Genomic DNA, 22,154 nt, shown 5'->3' on the forward strand with positions numbered 1-22,154 from the left:
GGAACCCTACGTGGAACACATCTCCACCACCACGCTCATTATCACGCTTCTCATCATGGTGGTCATTTCCGCCTATTTTTCCGGTTCTGAAACCGGAATGATGACCCTGAATCGCTATCGTCTACGTCATCGGGCCAAGCAGGGGAATCGTCAGGCAAAACGCGTTGAAAAGCTACTTCGTAAGCCGGACCGCCTGATAAGCCTGGTGCTCATCGGTAATAATCTGGTGAATATTCTGGCCTCCGCGCTCGGCACCATTGTCGGTATGCGCCTGTATGGCGATGCGGGTGTCGCTATTGCCACTGGGGTACTGACGTTTGTCGTGCTGGTTTTTGCCGAAGTACTGCCCAAGACTATTGCCGCGCTGTATCCAGAAAAAGTCGCCTATCCGAGCAGTGTACTGCTGGCTCCACTGCAGATTCTGATGATGCCGTTGGTGTGGCTACTCAACACCATCACGCGGCTACTTATGCGCATGATGGGCATCAAAACGGATATCGTGGTGAGCGGTTCGCTGAGTAAAGATGAACTGCGAACGCTGGTGAATGAATCGCGCTCGCAAATTTCACGCCGTAACCAGGATATGCTTCTGTCAGTGCTGGATCTGGAAAAAGTCAGCGTCGATGACATCATGATCCCGCGTAACGAAATCATCGGCATTGATATTAACGATGACTGGAAGTCAATCGTGCGTCAGCTTTCGCACTCTCCACACGGCCGTATTGTGCTGTACCGCGACTCGCTGGACGACGCCATCAGTATGCTGCGCGTACGTGAAGCCTGGCGATTGATGGCAGAGAAAAAAGAGTTCACCAAAGAGACTATGTTACGTGCCGCCGACGAAATTTATTACGTCCCGGAAGGTACGCCTCTCAGCACCCAGCTCATTAAGTTTCAGCGAAACAAGAAGAAAGTGGGTCTGGTTGTCAATGAATATGGCGATATTCAGGGGCTGGTCACGGTCGAAGATATTCTGGAAGAGATTGTCGGCGACTTCACCACTTCAATGTCACCCACGCTTGCCGAAGAGGTAACGCCGCAGAATGATGGCTCGGTGATCATTGACGGCAGCGCCAACGTTCGTGAAATCAATAAGGCGTTTAACTGGCACCTGCCGGAAGATGACGCACGTACCGTGAATGGTATTATTCTTGAAGCGCTGGAAGAGATCCCGGTTGCTGGCACGCGTGTGCGTATTGGACAGTACGATATCGATATTCTCGACGTGCAGGATAATATGATTAAACAGGTGCAGGTATTGCCGGTCAAACCGCTACGGGAAAGCGTGTCGGACCAGTGAGAATAATTCAGGCCGGTTAGCGCGTGAGCATTACCCGGCCTGAAGGCTGATTAGCCTTTGGCTTTCGCCACAGAGACCATCGCGGCGCGGATGGTACGTCCGTTCAGGGTATAGCCTTTCTGCATTACCATCAGCACATTACCGGCAGCAACGTCGTCAGACTCTACCATTGCAATTGCCTGGTGCACGTTCGGGTCCATCGGCACATCGATATCCGCAACCACCTGTACACCAAACTTCGCCACGACATCCAGCATTGACTTACGGGTCAGCTCAATACCTTCAACCATCGCCGCCATAGCGTCATTATCTTTATCCGCCACTTCCAGCGCGCGGTCCAGGCTATCCAGCACCGGCAGCAGTTCGTTGACGAATTTTTCCAGCGCAAACTTATGCGCTTTTTCTACGTCCAGTTCGGTACGACGACGCAGGTTTTCCATTTCCGCTTTGATACGCAACACGCTGTCGCGCTCGCGAGTTTCGGCCTCAGCAAGCTGAGCTTCCAGATTCGCAATTTTTTCATCGCGCGGATCCACCTGCTCAGCAGAAGCGTCTGATTCAACCGCCTCAACTTCTTCGTGCTGATCCATGATAATTTCTTCCGGGGCTTGCCCCTCAGGCGTTTTCTGTTCTTTACTACTCATGAATTTCTCCGCGTTTTTTTCGCATTCATCTCGCTAACTTGGCTTATTATGGGGATCAGATTCAGGGATTCAAGGGAAGTACTCACATTGTCACTAATCTTCGTTACAAGGACCTCGAGAAAATGAACAAACATTTCAAGTGTATTGGCATTGTGGGGCATCCACGTCACCCCACTGCACTGACCACACATGAAATGCTCTACCGTTGGCTGTGCACCAAAGGTTATGAGGTTATCGTTGAGCAACAAATCGCCCACGAACTGCAGCTGAAAAATGTGAAAACCGGCACGCTCGCAGAAATTGGCCAACAGGCAGACCTCGCCGTGGTAGTCGGCGGCGACGGCAATATGCTGGGCGCCGCACGCACCCTGGCACGTTATGACATCAAGGTTATTGGCATTAACCGCGGCAACCTCGGTTTTTTGACCGACCTTGACCCAGACAATGCCCAGCAACAGTTAGCTGACGTGCTGGAAGGCCACTACATCAGCGAAAAGCGCTTTTTACTCGAAGCTCAGGTGTGTCAACAGAATTGCCAGAAGCGCATTAGCACTGCCATCAATGAAGTTGTGCTGCACCCCGGGAAAGTGGCGCACATGATTGAATTTGAAGTCTATATCGATGAAATTTTTGCCTTCTCCCAACGTTCAGATGGGCTGATTATCTCGACGCCGACCGGCTCTACCGCCTACTCGCTCTCTGCCGGAGGCCCAATTCTGACGCCTTCTCTGGATGCCATTACGCTGGTACCCATGTTTCCGCATACGCTTTCCGCGCGACCGCTGGTGATCAACAGTAGCAGCACCATTCGCCTGCGCTTTTCTCATCGCCGTAACGATCTGGAGATCAGCTGTGACAGCCAAATCGCCCTACCTATACAGGAAGGTGAAGACGTATTGATTCGCCGCTGTGATTATCATCTGAACCTGATACATCCAAAAGATTACAGCTATTTCAACACATTAAGCACTAAGCTTGGTTGGTCAAAAAAATTATTCTAATTTAACGCTAACCTCTTTACTGTATAAAAAACCAGTTTATACTGTATGAAATCACAGTTATGGTTTTTCATACAGGAAAACAGCTATGTTGGCACAACTGACCATCAGCAATTTTGCTATCGTTCGTGAACTTGAGATCGATTTCCAGAACGGAATGACCGTTATCACCGGTGAGACCGGTGCGGGTAAGTCCATTGCCATTGATGCTCTCGGTTTGTGTCTGGGCGGACGCGCAGACGCAGACATGGTGCGTGCAGGCGCCATGCGAGCCGACCTCTGCGCCCGTTTTGCCTTAAAAGATACCCCCGCAGCCCTGCGCTGGCTGGAAGAGAACCAGCTTGAGGAAGGCCGTGAGTGTTTGCTGCGTCGCGTTATCAGCAGCGATGGCCGCTCCCGTGGGTTTATTAACGGAACCGCCGTTCCGTTATCGCAGTTGCGCGAGCTGGGCCAGTTACTTATTCAAATCCATGGCCAGCATGCGCATCAGCTCCTGACAAAATCAGAACACCAAAAATCCCTGCTTGATGGTTACGCCAATGAAGCGTCTCTGACCCAGGAAATGGCTGCGCGCTACCAACTGTGGCACCAAAGTTGTCGTGACCTGGCGCATCATCAGCAACAAAGCCTGGAACGCGCAGCCCGGGCGGAATTGTTGCAATACCAGTTAAAGGAACTGAACGAATTCAATCCGCAGCCGGGTGAGTTTGAGCAAATTGATGAAGAGTACAAGCGCCTGGCTAACAGTGGGCAATTGCTCACCACCAGCCAACAGGCGCTGGCTATCCTGGCTGATGGTGAAGACATCAATCTGCAAAGCCAACTGTACACCGCAAAACACCTGGTCACTGAACTGGCAGGCATGGACGGCAAACTTTCAGGTATTCTGGATATGCTGGAAGAGGCCACCATCCAGCTCAGCGAAGCCAGCGACGAGCTGCGCCACTATTGCGATCGTCTGGATTTAGACCCTAACCGCTTGTTCGAACTCGAACAGCGTATCTCCAGGCAAATCTCGTTGGCGCGTAAACATCATGTTGCCCCTGAAGTGCTGCCACAGTTCTATCAGTCGTTGCTGGATGAACAACAGCAACTGGACGATCAGGCCGACTCGCTCGAAACCTTAACCCTGGCGGTGAACAATCACCACCTGCAGGCGCTGGAAACGGCAAAAATGCTGCACCAACAGCGTCAGCATTATGCGCAGGAACTGGGGCAACTTATTACAGAGAGCATGCATGCTCTCTCGATGCCGCACGGTGTCTTTTGCATTGATGTGAAATTTGAGGAGCACCATCTGAGCGCAGACGGTGCCGACCGCGTGGAGTTTAAAGTGACCACTAACCCAGGTCAGCCGTTACAGCCAATTGCGAAAGTCGCTTCCGGCGGGGAACTGTCACGTATTGCGCTGGCTATTCAGGTCATTACAGCACGTAAGATGGAAACGCCTGCGCTAATTTTCGATGAGGTGGATGTTGGTATCAGCGGCCCGACGGCTGCGGTAGTGGGTAAAATGTTGCGACAGTTGGGCGAGTCAACGCAGGTAATGTGTGTTACTCACCTGCCGCAGGTTGCGGGCTGTGGTCATCAACATTTCTATGTCAGCAAAGAAACAGATGGCGCGATGACGGAAACACACATGCAGCCGCTTGATAAACGCGCTCGCCTGCAGGAATTAGCCCGTCTACTTGGCGGTAGCGAAGTGACGCGCAATACCCTCGCAAATGCAAAAGAACTGCTGGCGGCATAAACTTTTTTACCTTGTGAAGGTCTGAGTTCAACATAAAATCGCCGACCGACCCGACAGCAAAAGGTTTTAAAGTGGTGAAAGGTCTATTATCATCGGCATATTACATATGAGCCGCGTACTGCTCGGGCCCGAAAAGGAATCAAATCACTATGCGCTGTAAAACGCTGACTGCTGCTGCAGCAGTACTACTGATGTTGACTGCAGGCTGTTCCACTCTGGAGCGAGTGGTTTACCGCCCTGACATCAACCAGGGAAATTATCTGACACCTACCGATGTCGCTAAAGTGCGCACGGGTATGACGCAACAGCAGGTTGCTTATGCTCTGGGTACACCAATGATGTCCGATCCTTTTGGCACTAACACCTGGTTTTATGTGTTCCGTCAGCAACCTGGACATGAAGGCGTAACCCAGCAAACGCTGACGCTGACCTTTAACAGCAGCGGCGTATTGACCAACATTGATAACAAACCCGCTTTGACCGATAACAAGTAGGTTTGAGAGATCAAAAAAAGGTGCTCAATGAGCACCTTTTTTATTGTTTGTTACTTTTTAGCGGATTTCTCTGCTCGCTGTCTGCGCAGCTCTTTTGGGTCAGCAATCAGTGGCCGGTAAATTTCCACCCGATCGCCGTCATGCAGAACATCAGCAAGCTTTACCGGACGGCTGTAGATACCCACTTTATTTTTACTGAGATCGATATCGGTACGTAATTCCAGCAGCCCGGAAGCGCGGATAGCCTCTTCCACCGTTGCGCCCTGCTGCAGCGTTACGCGCTGTAAATACTGTTTCTCGGGTAGCGCGTACGCCACTTCAACGACAATTTTAGCCGACGCTGACACTGTAAACCTCTTTCGCGCGAACCGTGAAGGCCTGCACCATATTTGAAGCCAGTTCTTTAAAGATACGGCCAAACGCCAGCTCGATTAACTTATTGGTGAACTCAAAATCAAGGTGGAATTCAATACGACACGCTTCATGACTCAGTGGCGTAAACTTCCAGCCGCCAATCAGCTTCTTGAACGGCCCATCGACCAGATGCATCAGAATGCTCTGATTACTGGTCAGTTGATTGCGCGTGGTGAACGTTTTACTGATCCCTGCTTTCGAGACATCCACAGCGGCCGTCATTTGTCCCGGAGTCGACTCCAGTACGCGGCTACCGGTGCAACCCGGCAAAAACTGAGGATAGGACTTAACATCATTCACTAGCTGATACATCTGTTCCGCACTGTAGGGTACTAAAGCGGTCCGGCTAATCTGAGGCATAACAATTCCCATCAATATCAATCACACAAATAATACCATTTATCACCCGCTAAAAAAAACGCTATAGCCTAACTCGTGCTAAGATAGCGCCTTGCGCCCCGCTGGATGAAATGGGGTGTTTTTCGATTCCAGATTACCTATACTGAGCGGCATTATGACGAAGAAAAAAGCACACAAACCTGGCTCAGCCACAATCGCGCTAAACAAGCGCGCACGACACGAATACTTTATTGAAGAAGAGTTCGAAGCAGGACTCGCCCTGCAAGGTTGGGAAGTCAAATCCCTGCGCGCGGGTAAAGCCAACATCGGCGACAGCTATGTCATACTCAAAGACGGCGAAGCGTTCCTGTTTGGCGCCAACTTCACGCCGATGGCGGTGGCCTCAACACACGTGGTATGCGACCCCACTCGGACCCGTAAACTGTTGTTAAACCAGCGTGAACTCGACTCCCTGTATGGTCGTATGAATCGTGATGGTTATACCGTCGTTGCGCTTTCGTTGTACTGGAAGAATGCCTGGTGCAAAGTGAAAATTGGCGTTGCGAAAGGTAAGAAACAGCACGACAAGCGCTCTGATGTGAAAGAACGCGAATGGCAGTTAGATAAAGCGCGTATCATGAAAAATGCTGGCCGCTAAACGCTACTCCCCTGTGACCAGTCTCCCCTCCTGAGACTGGTTCTTATTTTTTAGTTATCGAAACCCACACAATACATTCACCGCGTTTATAGTTTATTTATGCTGAATCGTTCAGATATGAAATAAACCCCCTGTCATTACCGTTGCGGTCTATAGTCCAATAATATAAAAGTTCAAGACCATAGCATTCATATTTCCATTTATTTAATAACACTATTATTACTATTGTTTATTATATTGGCATTCATTTCAATGAAAACAAACCCATTTAAATACAATTAGTTACCATAAAAACAACCGTTAAAAGCAAACTAAAAAGTATCCTTTCCAAATGACTAATTACTTTTTTAATATGGATAAGTTGCAGAATACTTTCTTTCTGACTATATCATCTAATACGAAAGAACTATTCAGCAGAAAGGGCCCGGACGTATTTAATCAATAAACTAACATCTATGTGACCTAATCAATGAAATTACATGTGTAAATTCATCTTTATGATGAACTGAGCCTCTGTCAGCTCATTTTCCCAGCGCGCTGTTGCGGATTAATACTCCCGGCATGCCATCAGGAGTGAACATATGCGTCTACTCGCCGTTGTATCAAAATTAACTGGCGTTTCCACAAATGTTGAAGCCTCTGAAGTTACGCTCAGTTCACCTTCTATCGTGAAACTGTCTGTGTCGCGTGAGGAGGTGAGTCAACTCACGCGCGTTAATCAGGATCTGGTTGTCACACTCCGCTCAGGTGAAACCATCACCATTAAAAATTTCTACCTCGGAAAAGGTGAAGCGCAAAACCAACTTGTTCTGGAAGACAGTAATGGCGCACTGTGGTGGGTTCAGGATACTGACGGAGCATTCCATTTCCAGCACCTGGACGATCTCACACCGCTGATGACGGCCGAAGGCAGTCATGAAGGCGGCGCCGTCTGGCCGTGGGTTCTTGGCGGGATCGCTGTCGCTGGCGGGATTGGCCTCGCTGCGGGTGGTGGCGGCGGCGGCGGTGGCGATAATAACGCTGGGAACGGTAATGCCGGGAACGGGAACGGCAATGGTAGCGGCGGCAATGGCAACGGCGGCAACGGCGAAGGTAACGGTAACGGTAACGGTAACGGTAATGGTAATGGTAATGGTGACGGTGACGGTGATGGCGGCACACCGCCAACGACAACCCCTAACAGGCCTGACGTCCCCGTTATCACCAGCATAATCGATAACCAGGAGCTGATTACTGGCCCTGTCAATCAGCAGGAATCCACCAACGATAATACGCCGACACTCCAGGGCACCGGCCCCGCGAATGCCACATTACATATTTTTGATAACGGCGTCGAAATAGGCCAGGTCACAATCGATGCCAACGGCAACTGGTCGTTTACGCCATCCTCTCCTCTGGCAGACGGCACACACCAGTTTACCGTCAGCGCTTCAAACGGTGCTGGCAGCAGCGGCATGTCTGACAGTTGGGAAATTATTGTCGATTCGCTTGCCCCCGACGCCCCCGTGATCACTCAGGAAACCGACAATGTCGGTTCCATTACCGGCTTTATCGCCAATAACGGCGTAACCGACGATGCTACGCCGACGCTCACTGGTACAGGCGAAGTAGGTAGTTTCATCAGCATTTCTGATAACGGCATTCTGATTGGCATGGCCCGGGTGGATGACAATGGGAACTGGACATTTACACCGGACATTCCGCTCAGCGATGGTGTTCACAATCTGACGCTGACGCAAACTGACGCCGCAGGTAACGTGAGCGCGGAAACGCGCGTGCCGACATTCACCGTTGATACCACCCCGCCTGCAGCCGCAGTCATTTCCTCCGTTAATCCGGAAGGTACAACGGTAACCGGTAGCGCTGAGGCGGGAAGCCTGGTCATTATCATCGGCAGTAATAATCAGGTTTTGGGTTCAACAACGGTCGATCAAACCGGCAATTTCTCCATCGCGATTTCGCCCTCACAGACGCACGGTGAAACGCTGATCGCGAAAATTCAGGACCAGGCAGGCAACATCGGGCCAGATACCTCTTTCAATGCCACCAACTCTGGCTACCCGGGCGTGCCCGTTATCGTCAGCATAATGGATGATTTTGCACCCTCAACCGGACCATTGAGCAATAATCAGGCCACCAATGATAATACCCCCACGCTCTCTGGCACTGCCGACGCCAACAGCACGGTGACTATTTACGACAACGGCACAATTATCGACAGCGTACTGGCTGACGGTAACGGTAACTGGACATGGACTTCCAGCTCCCCGTTATCAGATGAGCTACACGCCTTCAGCGCCACCGCGACAAACCAGTCAGGTACAGGAGGCATGTCACCAGCGTTCAATATCAACATCGACACCCAGCCACCGTCGCCACCTGATGATCTCAACGTATCTGCGGATGGGACTGTCGTCACCGGAACGACCGAACCAGGCAATACCGTGGTTATCACCGGCAGTGGCGGAACTCAGATCGGCAGCGGCGTCGCCGGAACGGACGGCTCATTTACCATCACCATTAACCCACCACAGACCAATGGCGAAACCATTGAAGCCATCGCAACCGATCCGGCAGGAAACCCAAGCCTGCCAGAAACGGCGCTTGCACCAGACATTACCGCGCCACAGCCCCCAACAAACCTGCTAGTTAATGGCACTGGCGACCAGGTCACCGGCAAGGCCGAACCCAACAGTACGGTCAATATTCTGGATCCAGATGGCAATATCATTGGTACGGCAACTGCCGATACGGATGGGGATTTCACCGCAACGCTGGTTCCGCCGCAAACCAACGGCGAGACCCTTACGGCAAATGCGACCGACACCGCAGGCAACAAGGGCGACGACGCCTCTGTCAAAGCACCGGACACCACCGCACCTGATGCGCCAACCGGCGTCACCGTCGCCGGAGACGGCGGTTCTGTAAGCGGACATGCTGAAGCGGGAAGCACCGTCACCGTTAAAGACAGCAACGGTAACCCGATTGGCATAGGCCAGGCTGACAGCGGCGGCAATTTCACCGTGTCTATCGCGCCGTCGCAAAAGAACGGCGAAACGGTAAACGTCACCGCAACGGACAGCAGCAATAACGAGAGTCAGCCTACCTCCGCGTTGGCTCCGGATATCACTGCACCAAACCAGCCAGTTATTATTGCCGTTACTGATGATGTTGACGATTTCACTGGCCCCATCAATAACAATGGGTTAACCAACGACGATAAACCGAAAATTGAAGGCATCGCCGAAGCAGGTTCGCGGGTCAAAATTTATGATAATGGCACCCTGCTTGCGACCGTTAACGCTGATAACAACGGTAACTGGAACTATACGCCCACCGCAGCACTAAGCCAGGGCGCGCACGTATTTACGGTGACGGCAACAGACGCTGCCAACAACACCAGCAGCGCCGCCAGTTGGAAAATTATTGTCGATAGCATCGCCCCAACCGTTCCAGTAATAACGTTGGTTAACGATGATGTTGGCAGCATTACGGGCAACGTTGCAAATAACGGTTGGGTCACCAACGATAACACGCCAACCCTCTCGGGTACCGGTGAACCAGGTTCACTGGTGAGCCTGTACGATGGCAGTCTGTTGATGACGGTTATTCTTGTCGACAGTTCGGGCACCTGGAGCTATACCGTTCCGGGAAATCAGGTGCTCAGCGACCGCACTCATCAGTTTACGGTATCGGCAACCGATGCTGCCGGTAATGTCATCACCTCACCCACAGTGGTCAGCGTTACCGTAGATACTCAACCGCCAGGCGATCCTGTCATTTTGGCTGCCACCGACGACGTTGGGAATGCGCCGATCGATCTGCCTTCCGGAAGCCGTTCAAACGATACCTTACCAGAGCTGAAAGGAACCGGAATAGCCGGTTCTACAATCACCCTCTATGAGGGTTCCACGCCAATTGGCACCACAACGGTTTTACCCGCCGGCACCTGGAGTATTCAACTCAGCCAACCGCTCAGTGAAGGCGCACACAATTTATCCGCTATCGCCACGGACGCTGCAGGCAACGCCAGCAATGCCGGGAACTTTACGCTGACGATTGATACCACCCCACCAGTTGCCCCGGTTATCAGCTCTGCAGAAGGTCTGATTGGGACAAATCTACAAACGCTGAGTAACGGCAGCAGTACCAAGAGCTCGAATCCCGAACTCTCCGGAACCGGCGAGCCCGGCGCGAAGATTACGATTTATGATAATGGCGGTTCTATTGGCACCGTCACCGTACAGCCAGACGGCTCCTGGACATTTACCCCAACCTCACTCGCCGACGGGCCGCATAAATTTACCGCCACGGCGACTGACGTCGCGGGCAACACGGGGATCCCGTCGGCAAGCTTTACTCTGACAGTAGACAATACGCCTCCCGCACAACCAGCCGCGCCAATCATTACCGACGATGTGGCTCCGGTAACGGGTGTGGTCACTAATGGCAACACCAATGACACCACGCCAACCTTTAGCGGCACGGGGAACGTCGGGGATCTGATTACCCTCTATCTTGCCGGTACTCCCCCATTGCAGGGAACAACAACAGTAGGTGCAGACGGTACCTGGAGCTTCACTCCGTCAGCACCGGTTGCTCCTGGTAGTTATCAGGTAACTCTCACCGCAACCGATCCAGCAGGCAACGTCAGCCTGCCATCTAACGCCATAACACTGAACATCGACACGACGCCGTCTGCACCACCGGTGATCATCGCCGCCAACGATAATGTCGGTGATGTCACGGGCGACCTTGCGCCAGATGCCGTGACTGATGACACCACACCAACCATTCGCGGTACTGGCACAGACGGGGATACCATCACCCTGTATAACGGGGGGACGGTGATCGGTACTACAACGGTGGCTGGTGGAACCTGGAGTATTACGCCAGGGACTGCGCTGGCGAACGGAAGCTACACATTAAGCGCCACCGCAACCGATCCGGCAGGTAACATCAGCAACAATTCAAACAGCATTTCGTTTACGGTTAACAACACGAAGCTGACGTTGCCGCAGGTAACGGATATCCAGGATAACGTTGGAATCTTTACCGGTTCGCTAACCAGTGGCAGCGTCACGGACGATACCACCCCGACCATTAGCGGGACCGGCACACCGGGCAGTACAGTGTTAATTTTCGATGGCAATAATCCCGTCGCAATTGCTACGGCTACCGTTGCTGCTAACGGCACCTGGAGTGTGGATGTTCCCCTCACGCCGAACGTCACTCACACACTGACGTTCGGCGCAGTGGATGCCGCAGGTAACTCACTGGCTGCAGATAACCCGCTGACGTTGATTGTCGATACGCAGCCGCCTGCAACGCCTACGGTTACCAGCGTAGATCCTAACGGGACGCTGGTAAGCGGTACGGCCGACGCCGGCAGCACCGTGATTATTCGCAGCGGTAACACCATTCTCGGCCAGGGGGTGGCAGACGGTTCTGGTAACTTCTCTGTCACCATTTCGCCAGCGCAAACAACCGGTCAGGCGCTCAACGCCATCGCTCAGGATACCGCCGGAAATCAAAGTGATCCGACAACGTTTAACGCCGCTACCTCCAGCGTTCCGCATCCACCGACTCTTGAGATCGTTGATGACATCGCGCCCATCATGGGGGTGATTGGCAACGGTAAAACCACCAACGACACCTTACCGCTGCTGCAAGGGACCGCCACTGCTGGGGCATCGGTGACTATCTATCAAAATGGCGCATCCATCGCCACGGTAACCGCCGATGCCGTGTCTGGCGCATGGAGTTATCAGCTACCCACTGCGCTGACTAACGGCATAACCTATAACTTCACGGTTTCACAAACGGTGGACGGTACCCCAAGTGGTCTGTCGCCCAACTACGCAATCACCATCGACACCACGCCCCCGCAGGTGCCAACTATCACCAGCATTATTGACGATATTGCCCCTGGCACCGGATCGTTGGATAAAGGGCAAATTACCAACGATTCACGCCCAACGTTTAACGGAACCGGCGAAGCGGGGGCAACCATCACCCTTTACGATAATGGCATCGCTTATGCCACTACCACGGTAAACAGCAACGGATTCTGGAGTTTTACCCCGACCGCTCCGCTGGGAGAAGGCGACCATATCTTTACCGCTCGCGCAACAGATGCCGCAGGCAACCAGGGAGATCCATCCGGTGATTTCCAGATCATTGTCGATACCCTGGTGCCGAATGCCCCCTCTATTGTGACAGTCACGGACAACGTTGGTGCGATTCAGACCCTGACCTCCGGGCAGTTGACCAACGATAATACTCCAACGCTTGCTGGCGTTACCGAGGCGGATTCGATTGTTACCATCCGCGATAACGGGGCGGTCATCGGCACAACCATCAGCGATGAAAACGGCAACTGGAGCTTTACGCCTGCGCCTGCCCTCGGTGAAGGCAGCCACTCGCTGACTGCCACCGTCACAGATGCCGCGGGCAATATCAGCCCGGCAACGCCGCCGTTTGTGGTTGTCGTCGACACGCTACCGCCAGCGGCACCGACCATTACCTCCGTAATTGACGATCAGCCTGGCAATACAGCGCTGACCAACGGACAGTTGACGAACGATGCACAGCCTACGCTGAACGGCAAAGGCGAAATCGGTACCATCATCACGATCCGTGATAACGGCGACGCCATCGGTACAGCGCAGGTGGACGAGTCAGGCAACTGGCGCTTCACACCGGATGCACCGCTGGGACAGGGACAACATATATTCACCACCGTTGCCACCGATCAGGCAGGTAACTCCGGCGGAGTATCATCATCGTTTACTATTGAGCTGGACTCAGTTGCCCCGTCAATCCCAGTCATCAGCTCAGTTCAGGACAGCACCGCACCGACAACAGGCCCGATAACCAACGGGCAGACCACGAATGAATCCCGTCCGGCCCTGAGCGGCACCGGTGAAATTGGCGCGACCATAACCGTCCTGAGCGATGGTCAGCCCATCGGCACCACCACCGTTGGGGCTAACGGCACCTGGAGCTTAACCCCAACGGATGCACTCAGTAACGGCCCGCATACGCTGACCGTCACCGCCACCGACAGCGCCGGTAATACCAGCCAGCCATCCAATAGCTTCACGCTTATCGTGGATACCGTGTTGCCTGGTACGCCAGCGATTACTCAGGTTGCAGATGATGTCGGCCCGCTGATCGGTAATCTGAACAACGGTCAGGCCACGAACGATCCACTCCCGACGCTTAGCGGCACGGCTGAAGCCAATGCCACGGTAAGAGTTTACGATAACGGATCGTTTATCGGCTTTACCTCAGCGGATGGCACGGGCGCCTGGAGCTTCACGCCAGGAACCGAGCTTGGCAACGGTAACCACGCGCTGACGGTGACAGCCACCGACGCAGCCGGAAACGTCAGCCCCACGTCCGCTGGATTTAACATCGTTGTTGATACCGTCGCCCCGCTTGCGCCAACGATTATCCAGGCTTTTGATGACATGCTACCGGGAACCGGAACGCTGTCGAGCGGGGCCTTTACCAACGACACCCGTCCCGTACTCAACGGCTCGGCGGAAGCCGGTGCCCGGGTAGCCATCTACGATAATGGCACGCTGCTGGCAACGGTAACTGCGGCGATAGACGGCACCTGGGAATATCTGCCTGCCGCGCTGGGTAACGGTCAGCATGTGTTTACCGCTATCGCCACCGATGCCGCCGGAAACGTAAGTCCCACCTCCGGCGGGTTTATTATTAATGTCGACACCATTGCGCCATCCGCCCCGCTGCTGGTCTCAGTGGTGGATGATATCGCAGGCGGCGTGTTCAATGCGGCGCTCAACAACGGACAACTGACCAACGATGCGCGCCCGACGCTGAACGGTACCGCCGAGGCAGGCAGCACCGTCAGCATCTATGATGGAAGCACCCTGCTGGGTACGGCGCTGGTGCAAAGTAATAACAGTTGGTCGTTTACCCCAACTACGCCGCTGACGAATGGATCGCACACCTTCACCGTCACCGCGACAGATGCGGCTGGCAACACCAGCAGTGCGACGGCAGGCTTTAGCGTGGTGGTCGACACCACAGCGCCGACGCAGCCTTCAATCAGCAGCATTATTGACGACGTCGGGCCAAACACCGGGGCGATTGGCGCTAATCAGCCAACCAACGACGCACGCCCAACGTTAAACGGCACCACAGAAGCCAACGCGCGTGTCGATATTTACGATAACGGCAGCTTTGTCATCAGCGTGACGGCGGACGGCAGCGGCAACTGGAGTTACACCCCAACCACCGCGCTGGCACAAGGTACTCACTCCTTTACCATCACCGCAACGGACAGTGCGGGTAATACCAGTGGCATATCATCTGCGGCAGCGATCGTGGTCGATACCGTCGCCCCGGGCATTCCTACAGGGCTGGCGGTAAACGCCAACGGTACCACGCTCACCGGCGTTGCCGAGCCAAACAGCACGGTCATTATTACCTCCAGCGGTGGAACGGTGCTCGGCACGGCAACCGCCAACGCCTCCGGTAATTTCACCTTCACGCTGAACCCACCGCAAATCAGTGGGCAAACGCTGCAGGTCAGCGCCCAGGATGCCGCAGGCAACATTGGCACGGCGGGTAACGTTCTGGCACCGTTTACTGGCGTACCGCCTGCGCCGGTTATTGCCAGCGTACTTGATGACGTCGGTACGATCACGGGGCCCGTCGCCCCCGGTAAAACAACCAATGATACGCTGCCAACGCTCAGCGGAACGGCGCAGGCTAACGCCATCGTCAGCCTGTACAACAACGGCGTGCTAATGGGCACCACGACCGCAGACGGTAACGGCATCTGGAGCTTTACCCCATCCGGGGCGCTCAGCGAAGGTAACCACGCGTTTACCGCCACTGCAACAAACGCCAACGGCGCAAGCGGGTTGTCCAGCTCGTTCAGCGTGATTGTGGACACCACGCCACCGACCGCGCCAACGATACTGATCAGCGCCGATGGCGGCACCGTCAGCGGCGTCGCCGAAGCGGGAAGCACGGTCACTATCTCCCTGCCCGGCGGCACCAGCGTGACGGCAATCGCCAACAGCAGCGGTGTCTACAGCGTCAACCTGCCGGTTCGCCAGATTGAAGGCCAGTCGCTGTCCGCCACGGCGACCGATGCGGCGGGCAATACCTCATCGCCGACAAGCGCTATCGCACCGGTATTGCCACTGCTGGCTGAAGACAACGTCACCAGTCTGCCGCTGCAAACCGATGTTATCGTCAGCACCGATCATCAAAGCGATTATGGTTTCCTGCTGGTTAATGCGTTGGGGAATGTCGCCAACGTGTTGGGGAACGATACGGCAAGCGTTAATTTCAGCATCGCTTCTGGCGGCAGCGGGTCCATTACGATCAATGCCGCCGCGACCGGCGTGGTGCTGTCCCTGTTAAACACGCTGGAGATCGTCATCCAACGCTTTGACACCTCGCTGAATGCCTGGGTAACGGTGGTGGATACCGGTAAATCAGACTTTGCCAGCTTGCTCACCCTGGGCGCCTCGGGCGTAACGCTCAATTACGGCGGACTGACTGGCGGTGATTACCGCGTGGTCAGTTACAACACCAACCTGCTGGCGACCGGGGCATACACCAGCCTTGATGTCTCGGTGGTAAAAGCCAGCGCAGGGACCATCATCGGCGGTACCACGGAATCCGGGAACATCATCACGGATACCGATCCCGCCAACGGGCAGGATAATGCGCCTTCCGGCACGTTGGTCACCTCCATCACCGACGGTAACGGCAACGTCGTGAATATCCCGGCGGGCGGCATTGATGTGCAGGGGAAATACGGCATCCTGCATATCAATCAGAACGGTAGCTACACCTATACCCTGACCAATACGTCAATCTCGGTGTATGGGCGCTCCGAAAGCTTCACCTACACGCTGACGCATGGCAGCGATCACTCCTCGGCAAAACTGGTGGTAACGCTCGGTCAGGCTCCAACCACCAGCACGGTAACCGCGGCAGACGATGCAGCAGTGCTGACTTACGGAACGCAGGTCATCGCGGTTGACCACTTGCCATCACAACAAACCGGCTTCACGCTCGCCAGCGTCGGACTCGGCAATGTGCTGGACGTCAGTCTGGTCAACGGTCTGACTAACCCGATTAAGTTCAACGTTGACGATGGCGCAACCCGCACGCTGACCGTACAGGCGAATGTTCTCGGCGTGACGCTTGGCGGCTTCGATCTCTATGTTTATCGCTTCAACGAGTCAATTCAGCAGTATGAGCAGTACCGGGTACAGCCAAACTGGGTCACTGCCCTACTGGGCGGAAGTTCGTCAGCGTATACCATTACGCTACCGGGTGGCGATTATCTGTTCCTGCTTAACGCTTCCGGCGGCCTGACGCTGCTGACCAGCTATACCCTGAATATTCAGGCCGATCACACCTACGCCGTCGACAGCCTGAGTGCGACAACCAATGGCAATCTGCTGGTCAACGACTCGGCTCCGGCCAATACCGTTATCACCGAAGTAAACGGTATCGTCGTTAACGGGACGGGCACTACCACTATTAATGGGCAGTACGGCACGCTGACTATCGATGCGAAGGGGAACTACACCTACACGCTAAGAAGCGGACTGGGTGCAGACGGTATCAACACCCCGGACAGCTTCGTGTATAAGGTCAGAGCACCAAACGGCGATACCGGCAGCGCCTCGCTGAATATCAAACCAACGCCGCAGCCGCTGGACGCCGTAAATGACATCAGCAGCCAGATGGCGGTAAGTACCGTTCAGGATTCTGCTGCATACGGAAGCGGCGCGCTGGGAACAGCGACAATTCCGACGCTTGGGAACAAAGCAACCGGTACAGGTTCGTTTGATATCGCGACAAATGACGTACTGAAAAGCGCTACGCTCAACTTCAACATCGGCACGCTTATCACCGTCGGTACGCTGGGCATTGCCTGGACAATCACCGGTCCCGACGGATTCTCGCTTTCTGGCTCTGTACCCGCCAGTTCCATCAGCCTGTTAGGCAGTTCAATTGCCATCTCGCTGGGTAATGCCGAGCTGGCCGCAGGCCATTACAACATCAGCTTCACCGGAACAATGGGAGGACTAGCAGTTGGCAACGTCAGCATTACGCCAAACGTCACGGGCACGACATGGCACCTCAATACCTATGACGTTAACGCCACCACGGTGAATGGCAATATTTTTGATGGCAGTGATGCCGCCGGCGCGCACGATCAGCTCTCAACCGTCCATACCCAGCTCACCGTCACCGGCTTTAACGGCAGTACTGCCACCCTCAATCCGGCCAGCAGCGCCAGTAGCGCAATAATTCAGGGTCATTATGGATCACTGACCATGAACCTGGATGGCTCATACATCTACACGCTGAAGCCGGGTGCAACCGTAGCATCGATCACCAGCAAAGAGACCTTTACCTATACGCTTAACGACCAAAACGGGCATACGGACACCGCTACGCTGACCATCAATATGAATCCGCAGATGGTAAGCACCGCACAGCATGAGGTGATCACCGGATCGGTCTACGGCGATACGCTGATTTATCACCTGCTCAACGCCAACGACGCTACCGGCGGCAACATTAGCAATGGCGCTACCGACAACTGGACCAACTTCTCGCTGGCCCAGGGCGACAAAATCGATATCGGCGACCTGCTGGTGGGCTGGAACGGGCAGAACGCTACGCTCGGCAACTACCTCACCGTGACCACCAGCGGTAACAACACGGTGATTGCTATCGACCGCGACGGTACGGGCAACACTTATCACTCAACCAATCTCATAACGCTGGAGAACGTACACACCACGCTCGATGAGCTGGTGCAACAAAATCACATTGTGCCCTGAAGCTAACGCATAACGTTAAAGTGCCATAACTACAGCCCCGGATGCCATGACGTCCGGGGCAATAACAGTCGTCGCTGCCGTATTTTGTAAGGGATAAACTATGAGAAATGTCGCGCCTGTTGCCTTACTGCTGGCATTAACGCTCTGTACCCTGCGGGTGAATGCCGAAGATGAACCGCAAATTATTACGCCGGAAGGCCTGGCCACCAGCCAGAGGCTGCCCTCGCTGGACGGCGCGGTTGCCGATCTGCCGCTAAGCGCCGCCGCCCCCGGCAGCCTGACGCTCAACGACGCAGTGAGTCGCGCCGTGAGCTGGCATCCTTCTATTCGTGAATCCATCGGCAAACTGCTCTCACAAAATGAGCAGATCGATGTGGCGAAATCAAAATATTACCCGCAGGTTTCTGCCGGGATGAATAACGGTTACAGCAATACTTACACCGATCACGGCTTTAGCCCGGCCCTGGTTATTTCAGTGTCGCAAATGCTGTACGACTTCGGCAAAGTGGCAAGCCAGGTCCGTGCTGAAACCGCCGGATCTGCACAACAGCAGGCGAATGTATTACTCAGTATTGATACCATCGCCCACGCAACCGCCAACGCGATAGTCCAGGTGCAGACGTGGCAGCAAATGGTGGACGCCGCTGAAGAGCAGCTCAGCGCCTTGAACGGTATTGGTCGGCTGACCCGTCAACGCAATGATGAAGGGGCAACCTCGCTATCCGACGTGGTGCAAACCGATGCGCGTATCGAGTCTGCACGTTCTCAGTTGGCGCAGTATCAGGCCAATCTCGACAGCAGCAAGGCAACGCTGATGAGCTTCCTCGGCTGGAACTCGCTTAACGGCATCAGCAACGAATTTCCGGTCAAACTGGACAGCAGTTGTGATGTGGTCAAACCGGACGATAAGCTGGTTCCCGCGGTGCTGGCGGCATGGGCGCAGGCGAATGTGGCCCAGGCAAATCTCGATTACGCCAACGCGCAGATGACGCCCACTATCTCCCTGGAGCCGTCGGTTCAGCACTATCTCAACGACAAATACCCCAGCCATGAGGTGCTCGACAAAACCCAGTACTCCACGTGGGTAAAAGTCGAGATGCCGCTGTATCAGGGGGGCGGACTCACCGCCAGACGCAACGCCGCCAGTCACGCGGTAGAGTCTGCACAGTACTCCATCCAGCGTACCCGACTTGAAGTGCGGCAGAAATTACTGGAATCCCGCAGCCAGGCGATGAGCCTCGCCACTGCCCTGCAGATCCTGCGTCGCCAGCAACGGCTGAGTGAACAAACGCGCGAGCTTTATCAACAGCAGTATCTGGACCTCGGGTCACGCCCACTGCTCGACGTGCTTAACGCCGAGCAGGAGGTATATCAGGCCCGTTTTGCTGAACTCCAGACTCAAAACCAGCTGCGCCAGCTCCAGTTGAACTGCCTCTATAACACCGGCTCGCTTCGCCAGGCGTTCGCCTTAAATAACCGCAGTATTCAATCGGTGGAGATAAAGCTATGAGCGACGTCGATACACATGCGGAAGATGCGATTGGCGAACACGCCCTGAGCCAGTGGGCGCTGGCGATGACGCATATTGCCAGCCACTATCGCGTTGCCTGTTCGCCCGGCGCAATCCAGGCCAACGCCCCGTGGTTTGCGGGAAAAAGCCGAGCTATGGCCCTGGCGCAGCTGGCGCGTCAGGCAGGGCTGTCATTTCATGCGCTGGATACCGCCACGCAGGCATTCGGCCAGTGGCGTCTGCCGGTGGTGGCGGAACTGCGCGACGGCCAACTGATGGTGATAGAACATTTCAACGGTGAAGATGCGTTGGATGTTTTTATCATCGCCGAAGAGGGCCAGCGTAACCGACTCACAGTTGCAGAACTTCTGCCGGAGATCGTGAGCATTACCGCGCTGCGCCCGCTGTCGGCGCTGAAGGACAGTCGGGTAGACCGCTATATTTCGCGCTTCAAGCCCGACTGGATGCGCGAACTGGTGTTACAGGACATCCGCCCTTACCTGCCGGTCATGGTTGCCGCCTTTCTGATTAACGTCCTGTCGCTCGCCGGGATTATCTTTTCGATGCAGGTCTATGATCGGGTGATCCCCGCCCAGTCTTATCCAACGCTGTATGTTCTCTCCACCGGCGTTCTGGTGGCGGTGCTGTTTGGCTTTTTGCTGCGCGAAGCGCGTACCCACATAATGGACCTGCTCGGCAAACGCGCCGATATGCGCATTTCCGATCGCGTGTTCAGCCACGCATTGCGGCTGCGCAACAGCGCTGTTCCCCGCTCGACGGGGAGCTTTATTTCTCAACTGCGCGAGCTGGAACAGGTTCGCGAGATGATCACCTCCTCGACCCTGTCGACGATTGTCGATCTACCGTTTTTCTTTTTGTTTATCGTGGTGCTGGCCTTTATCGCCCCGCCGCTGGCGTGGATAGCCCCCGTCGCGGCCCTGCTGATGATCCTGCCTGGTTTGCTGTTACAGAAGAAACTGGCGGTGCTCGCCAACCAGGCAGCGCATGAATCCACCCTGCGCAACGCGGTGCTGGTCGAGAGCGTTCAGGGGCTGGAAGATATCAAGCTGATGCAGGCGGAAAACCGCTTTTTACAACAGTGGAACAGCTACATCCGTATTACCGGAGAGTCCGGGCTGCGCACGCGCAAGCTGACTCAGGGGCTGATTGGCTGGGGCATGTCGGTACAAAGCCTGGTCTACGCCGCCATCATTATGTTCGGCGCGCCGATGGTCATTGAAGGCACAATGACCACCGGGGCGGTGGTGGCCGCGTCGATGCTCGGTTCCAGAATGATTGCCCCGATGGCGAACCTGTGCGGCGTGCTGGCCCGCTGGCAACAGGTCAAGGCGGCGAAGATGGGGTTAGACAGTATCATGCAGCTTCCCACCGAAACGCAGTACGATGAAGACCGGGTGCATCAGGAGATTTTTCACGGCCATTATCTGTTTGAAAACGCGCACTTTCGCTACCACAGCGACGATCAACGCGTTCCGCTGCGCATCTCACGTCTGGAGGTCATGCCCGGCGAACGGGTGGCGATCCTCGGGCGTAACGGCGCCGGGAAATCAACACTGCTACAGGCCATGGCGGGCGGCGTGGAGATTATCCAGGGCGATGTCCGACTCGATAACCTGAGCCTGGCGCAGATCGATATGGCCGATTTACGCCGCAATATCGGTTTTCTCAGTCAGAATGCGCGGCTGTTTTTCGGTACCCTGCGCGAAAATCTGACACTCGGCGCACCGCATGCCAGCGACGCGCAGATCTTCGAAGCGCTGGAGGTGAGCGGCGCGGCGGCTTTCGTTAAACAACTCGCCAAAGGGCTGGCGCACCCCATTATGGAGGGCGGCAACGGTCTGTCCGGTGGACAACGGCAGTCGATCCTGCTGGCAAGAATGCTGCTGCGATCGCCCAATATCGTGCTGCTCGACGAACCCAGCGCCTCGCTGGATGAACATACCGAACGAGAGTTTATTCAGCGCCTGAACCAATGGCTGGGCAACCGAACATTGATTGTCGCCACCCATCGTGTACCGGTTCTGGAGCTGGTCGAGCGCGTAGTGGTGTTAAAAGAAGGTCAACTGGTCATGGATGCCCCGAAAGCGCAGGCGCTGAATGCGAGCCGGGCACCAGCCCCTACTCACGGTCGGGAGTGGAAAAATGAAAACCAATCCGCATGACGC

Annotated in this window: 11 protein-coding genes; 8 read left to right on the forward strand and 3 right to left on the reverse strand. The window is 54.8% G+C overall.

Annotation, left to right across the window (positions count from 1 at the left end; genetic code table 11):
• Window positions 1-10: 10 nt before the first annotated feature.
• Complete coding sequence (locus OGV52_RS10875; protein WP_008785520.1) at window positions 11-1,300, forward strand: HlyC/CorC family transporter; 1,290 nt, start codon at window positions 11-13, stop codon at window positions 1,298-1,300.
• A gap of 50 nt (window positions 1,301-1,350) precedes the next feature.
• Here the strand turns inward: OGV52_RS10875 and grpE are convergent, their stop codons facing one another.
• On the reverse strand, window positions 1,351-1,944 hold the full coding sequence (gene grpE, locus OGV52_RS10880; protein ID WP_003031221.1) for a nucleotide exchange factor GrpE: 594 nt from the start codon (window positions 1,942-1,944) through the stop codon (window positions 1,351-1,353).
• 122 nt (window positions 1,945-2,066) lie between these two features.
• Here grpE and nadK point away from each other — a divergent pair, with 122 nt between their 5' ends.
• From nadK to bamE, 3 genes are all read left to right on the forward strand, one after another.
• Entirely contained in the window at window positions 2,067-2,945 is an 879-nt protein-coding gene (gene nadK / locus OGV52_RS10885; protein ID WP_103766802.1) for an NAD(+) kinase, read from the forward strand.
• 85 nt (window positions 2,946-3,030) lie between these two features.
• Complete coding sequence (gene recN, locus OGV52_RS10890; RefSeq protein WP_019077416.1) at window positions 3,031-4,692, forward strand: DNA repair protein RecN; 1,662 nt, start codon at window positions 3,031-3,033, stop codon at window positions 4,690-4,692.
• Window positions 4,693-4,841: 149 nt separating this feature from the next.
• Window positions 4,842-5,186, forward strand: coding sequence for an outer membrane protein assembly factor BamE (bamE, locus tag OGV52_RS10895; protein ID WP_003826401.1), 345 nt, complete (start codon window positions 4,842-4,844; stop codon window positions 5,184-5,186).
• Between the two features lie 50 nt (window positions 5,187-5,236).
• On the opposite strand, the gene OGV52_RS10900 is transcribed toward bamE, so the two are convergent.
• Both OGV52_RS10900 and ratA read right to left on the reverse strand, forming a co-directional pair.
• A complete protein-coding gene (locus tag OGV52_RS10900; protein ID WP_003839823.1) occupies window positions 5,237-5,533 on the reverse strand; it encodes an RnfH family protein in 297 nt (98 codons plus the stop codon).
• The gene (gene ratA, locus OGV52_RS10905) at window positions 5,517-5,960 is read right to left on the reverse strand and encodes a type II toxin-antitoxin system toxin RatA (RefSeq protein ID WP_003031213.1); all 444 of its coding nucleotides are present in this window, start codon (window positions 5,958-5,960) and stop codon (window positions 5,517-5,519) included. The genes OGV52_RS10900 and ratA overlap by 17 nt, the downstream gene beginning before the upstream one ends.
• A gap of 154 nt (window positions 5,961-6,114) precedes the next feature.
• Here ratA and smpB point away from each other — a divergent pair, with 154 nt between their 5' ends.
• The 4 genes from smpB (at window position 6,115) to OGV52_RS10925 (ending at window position 22,151) form a co-directional block, all read left to right on the forward strand.
• Window positions 6,115-6,597, forward strand: coding sequence for an SsrA-binding protein SmpB (gene smpB / locus OGV52_RS10910; RefSeq protein ID WP_003031211.1), 483 nt, complete (start codon window positions 6,115-6,117; stop codon window positions 6,595-6,597).
• Between the two features lie 581 nt (window positions 6,598-7,178).
• Window positions 7,179-18,458 carry a BapA/Bap/LapF family large adhesin gene (locus tag OGV52_RS10915; protein WP_287108483.1) on the forward strand — a complete coding sequence of 3,760 codons (11,280 nt, stop codon included), beginning with the start codon at window positions 7,179-7,181 and terminating at the stop codon, window positions 18,456-18,458.
• A 100-nt stretch (window positions 18,459-18,558) separates the two neighbouring features.
• Window positions 18,559-19,968, forward strand: a complete 1,410-nt coding sequence (locus OGV52_RS10920) for a TolC family outer membrane protein (protein WP_287108485.1) — start codon at window positions 18,559-18,561, stop codon at window positions 19,966-19,968.
• Window positions 19,965-22,151 carry a type I secretion system permease/ATPase gene (locus OGV52_RS10925; protein ID WP_153690122.1) on the forward strand — a complete coding sequence of 729 codons (2,187 nt, stop codon included), beginning with the start codon at window positions 19,965-19,967 and terminating at the stop codon, window positions 22,149-22,151. The genes OGV52_RS10920 and OGV52_RS10925 overlap by 4 nt, the downstream gene beginning before the upstream one ends.
• Window positions 22,152-22,154 lie beyond the last annotated feature (3 nt).

The sequence above is a fragment of the Citrobacter sp. Cb041 genome, from assembly GCF_030336655.1.
GTDB classification, from domain to species: Bacteria; Pseudomonadota; Gammaproteobacteria; order Enterobacterales; family Enterobacteriaceae; genus Citrobacter; species Citrobacter braakii.

Bases quoted from the DNA above. Each gene is read 5' to 3' on its own strand.
- nadK (WP_103766802.1), top strand. From the start codon at position 2,067: ATGAACAAACATTTCAAGTGTATTGGCATTGTGGGGCATCCACGTCAC.
- grpE (WP_003031221.1), bottom strand. From the start codon at position 1,944: ATGAGTAGTAAAGAACAGAAAACGCCTGAGGGGCAAGCCCCGGAAGAA.
- bamE (WP_003826401.1), top strand. From the start codon at position 4,842: ATGCGCTGTAAAACGCTGACTGCTGCTGCAGCAGTACTACTGATGTTG.
- recN (WP_019077416.1), top strand. From the start codon at position 3,031: ATGTTGGCACAACTGACCATCAGCAATTTTGCTATCGTTCGTGAACTT.
- OGV52_RS10925 (WP_153690122.1), top strand. From the start codon at position 19,965: ATGAGCGACGTCGATACACATGCGGAAGATGCGATTGGCGAACACGCC.
- smpB (WP_003031211.1), top strand. From the start codon at position 6,115: ATGACGAAGAAAAAAGCACACAAACCTGGCTCAGCCACAATCGCGCTA.
- OGV52_RS10920 (WP_287108485.1), top strand. From the start codon at position 18,559: ATGAGAAATGTCGCGCCTGTTGCCTTACTGCTGGCATTAACGCTCTGT.
- OGV52_RS10915 (WP_287108483.1), top strand. From the start codon at position 7,179: ATGCGTCTACTCGCCGTTGTATCAAAATTAACTGGCGTTTCCACAAAT.
- ratA (WP_003031213.1), bottom strand. From the start codon at position 5,960: ATGCCTCAGATTAGCCGGACCGCTTTAGTACCCTACAGTGCGGAACAG.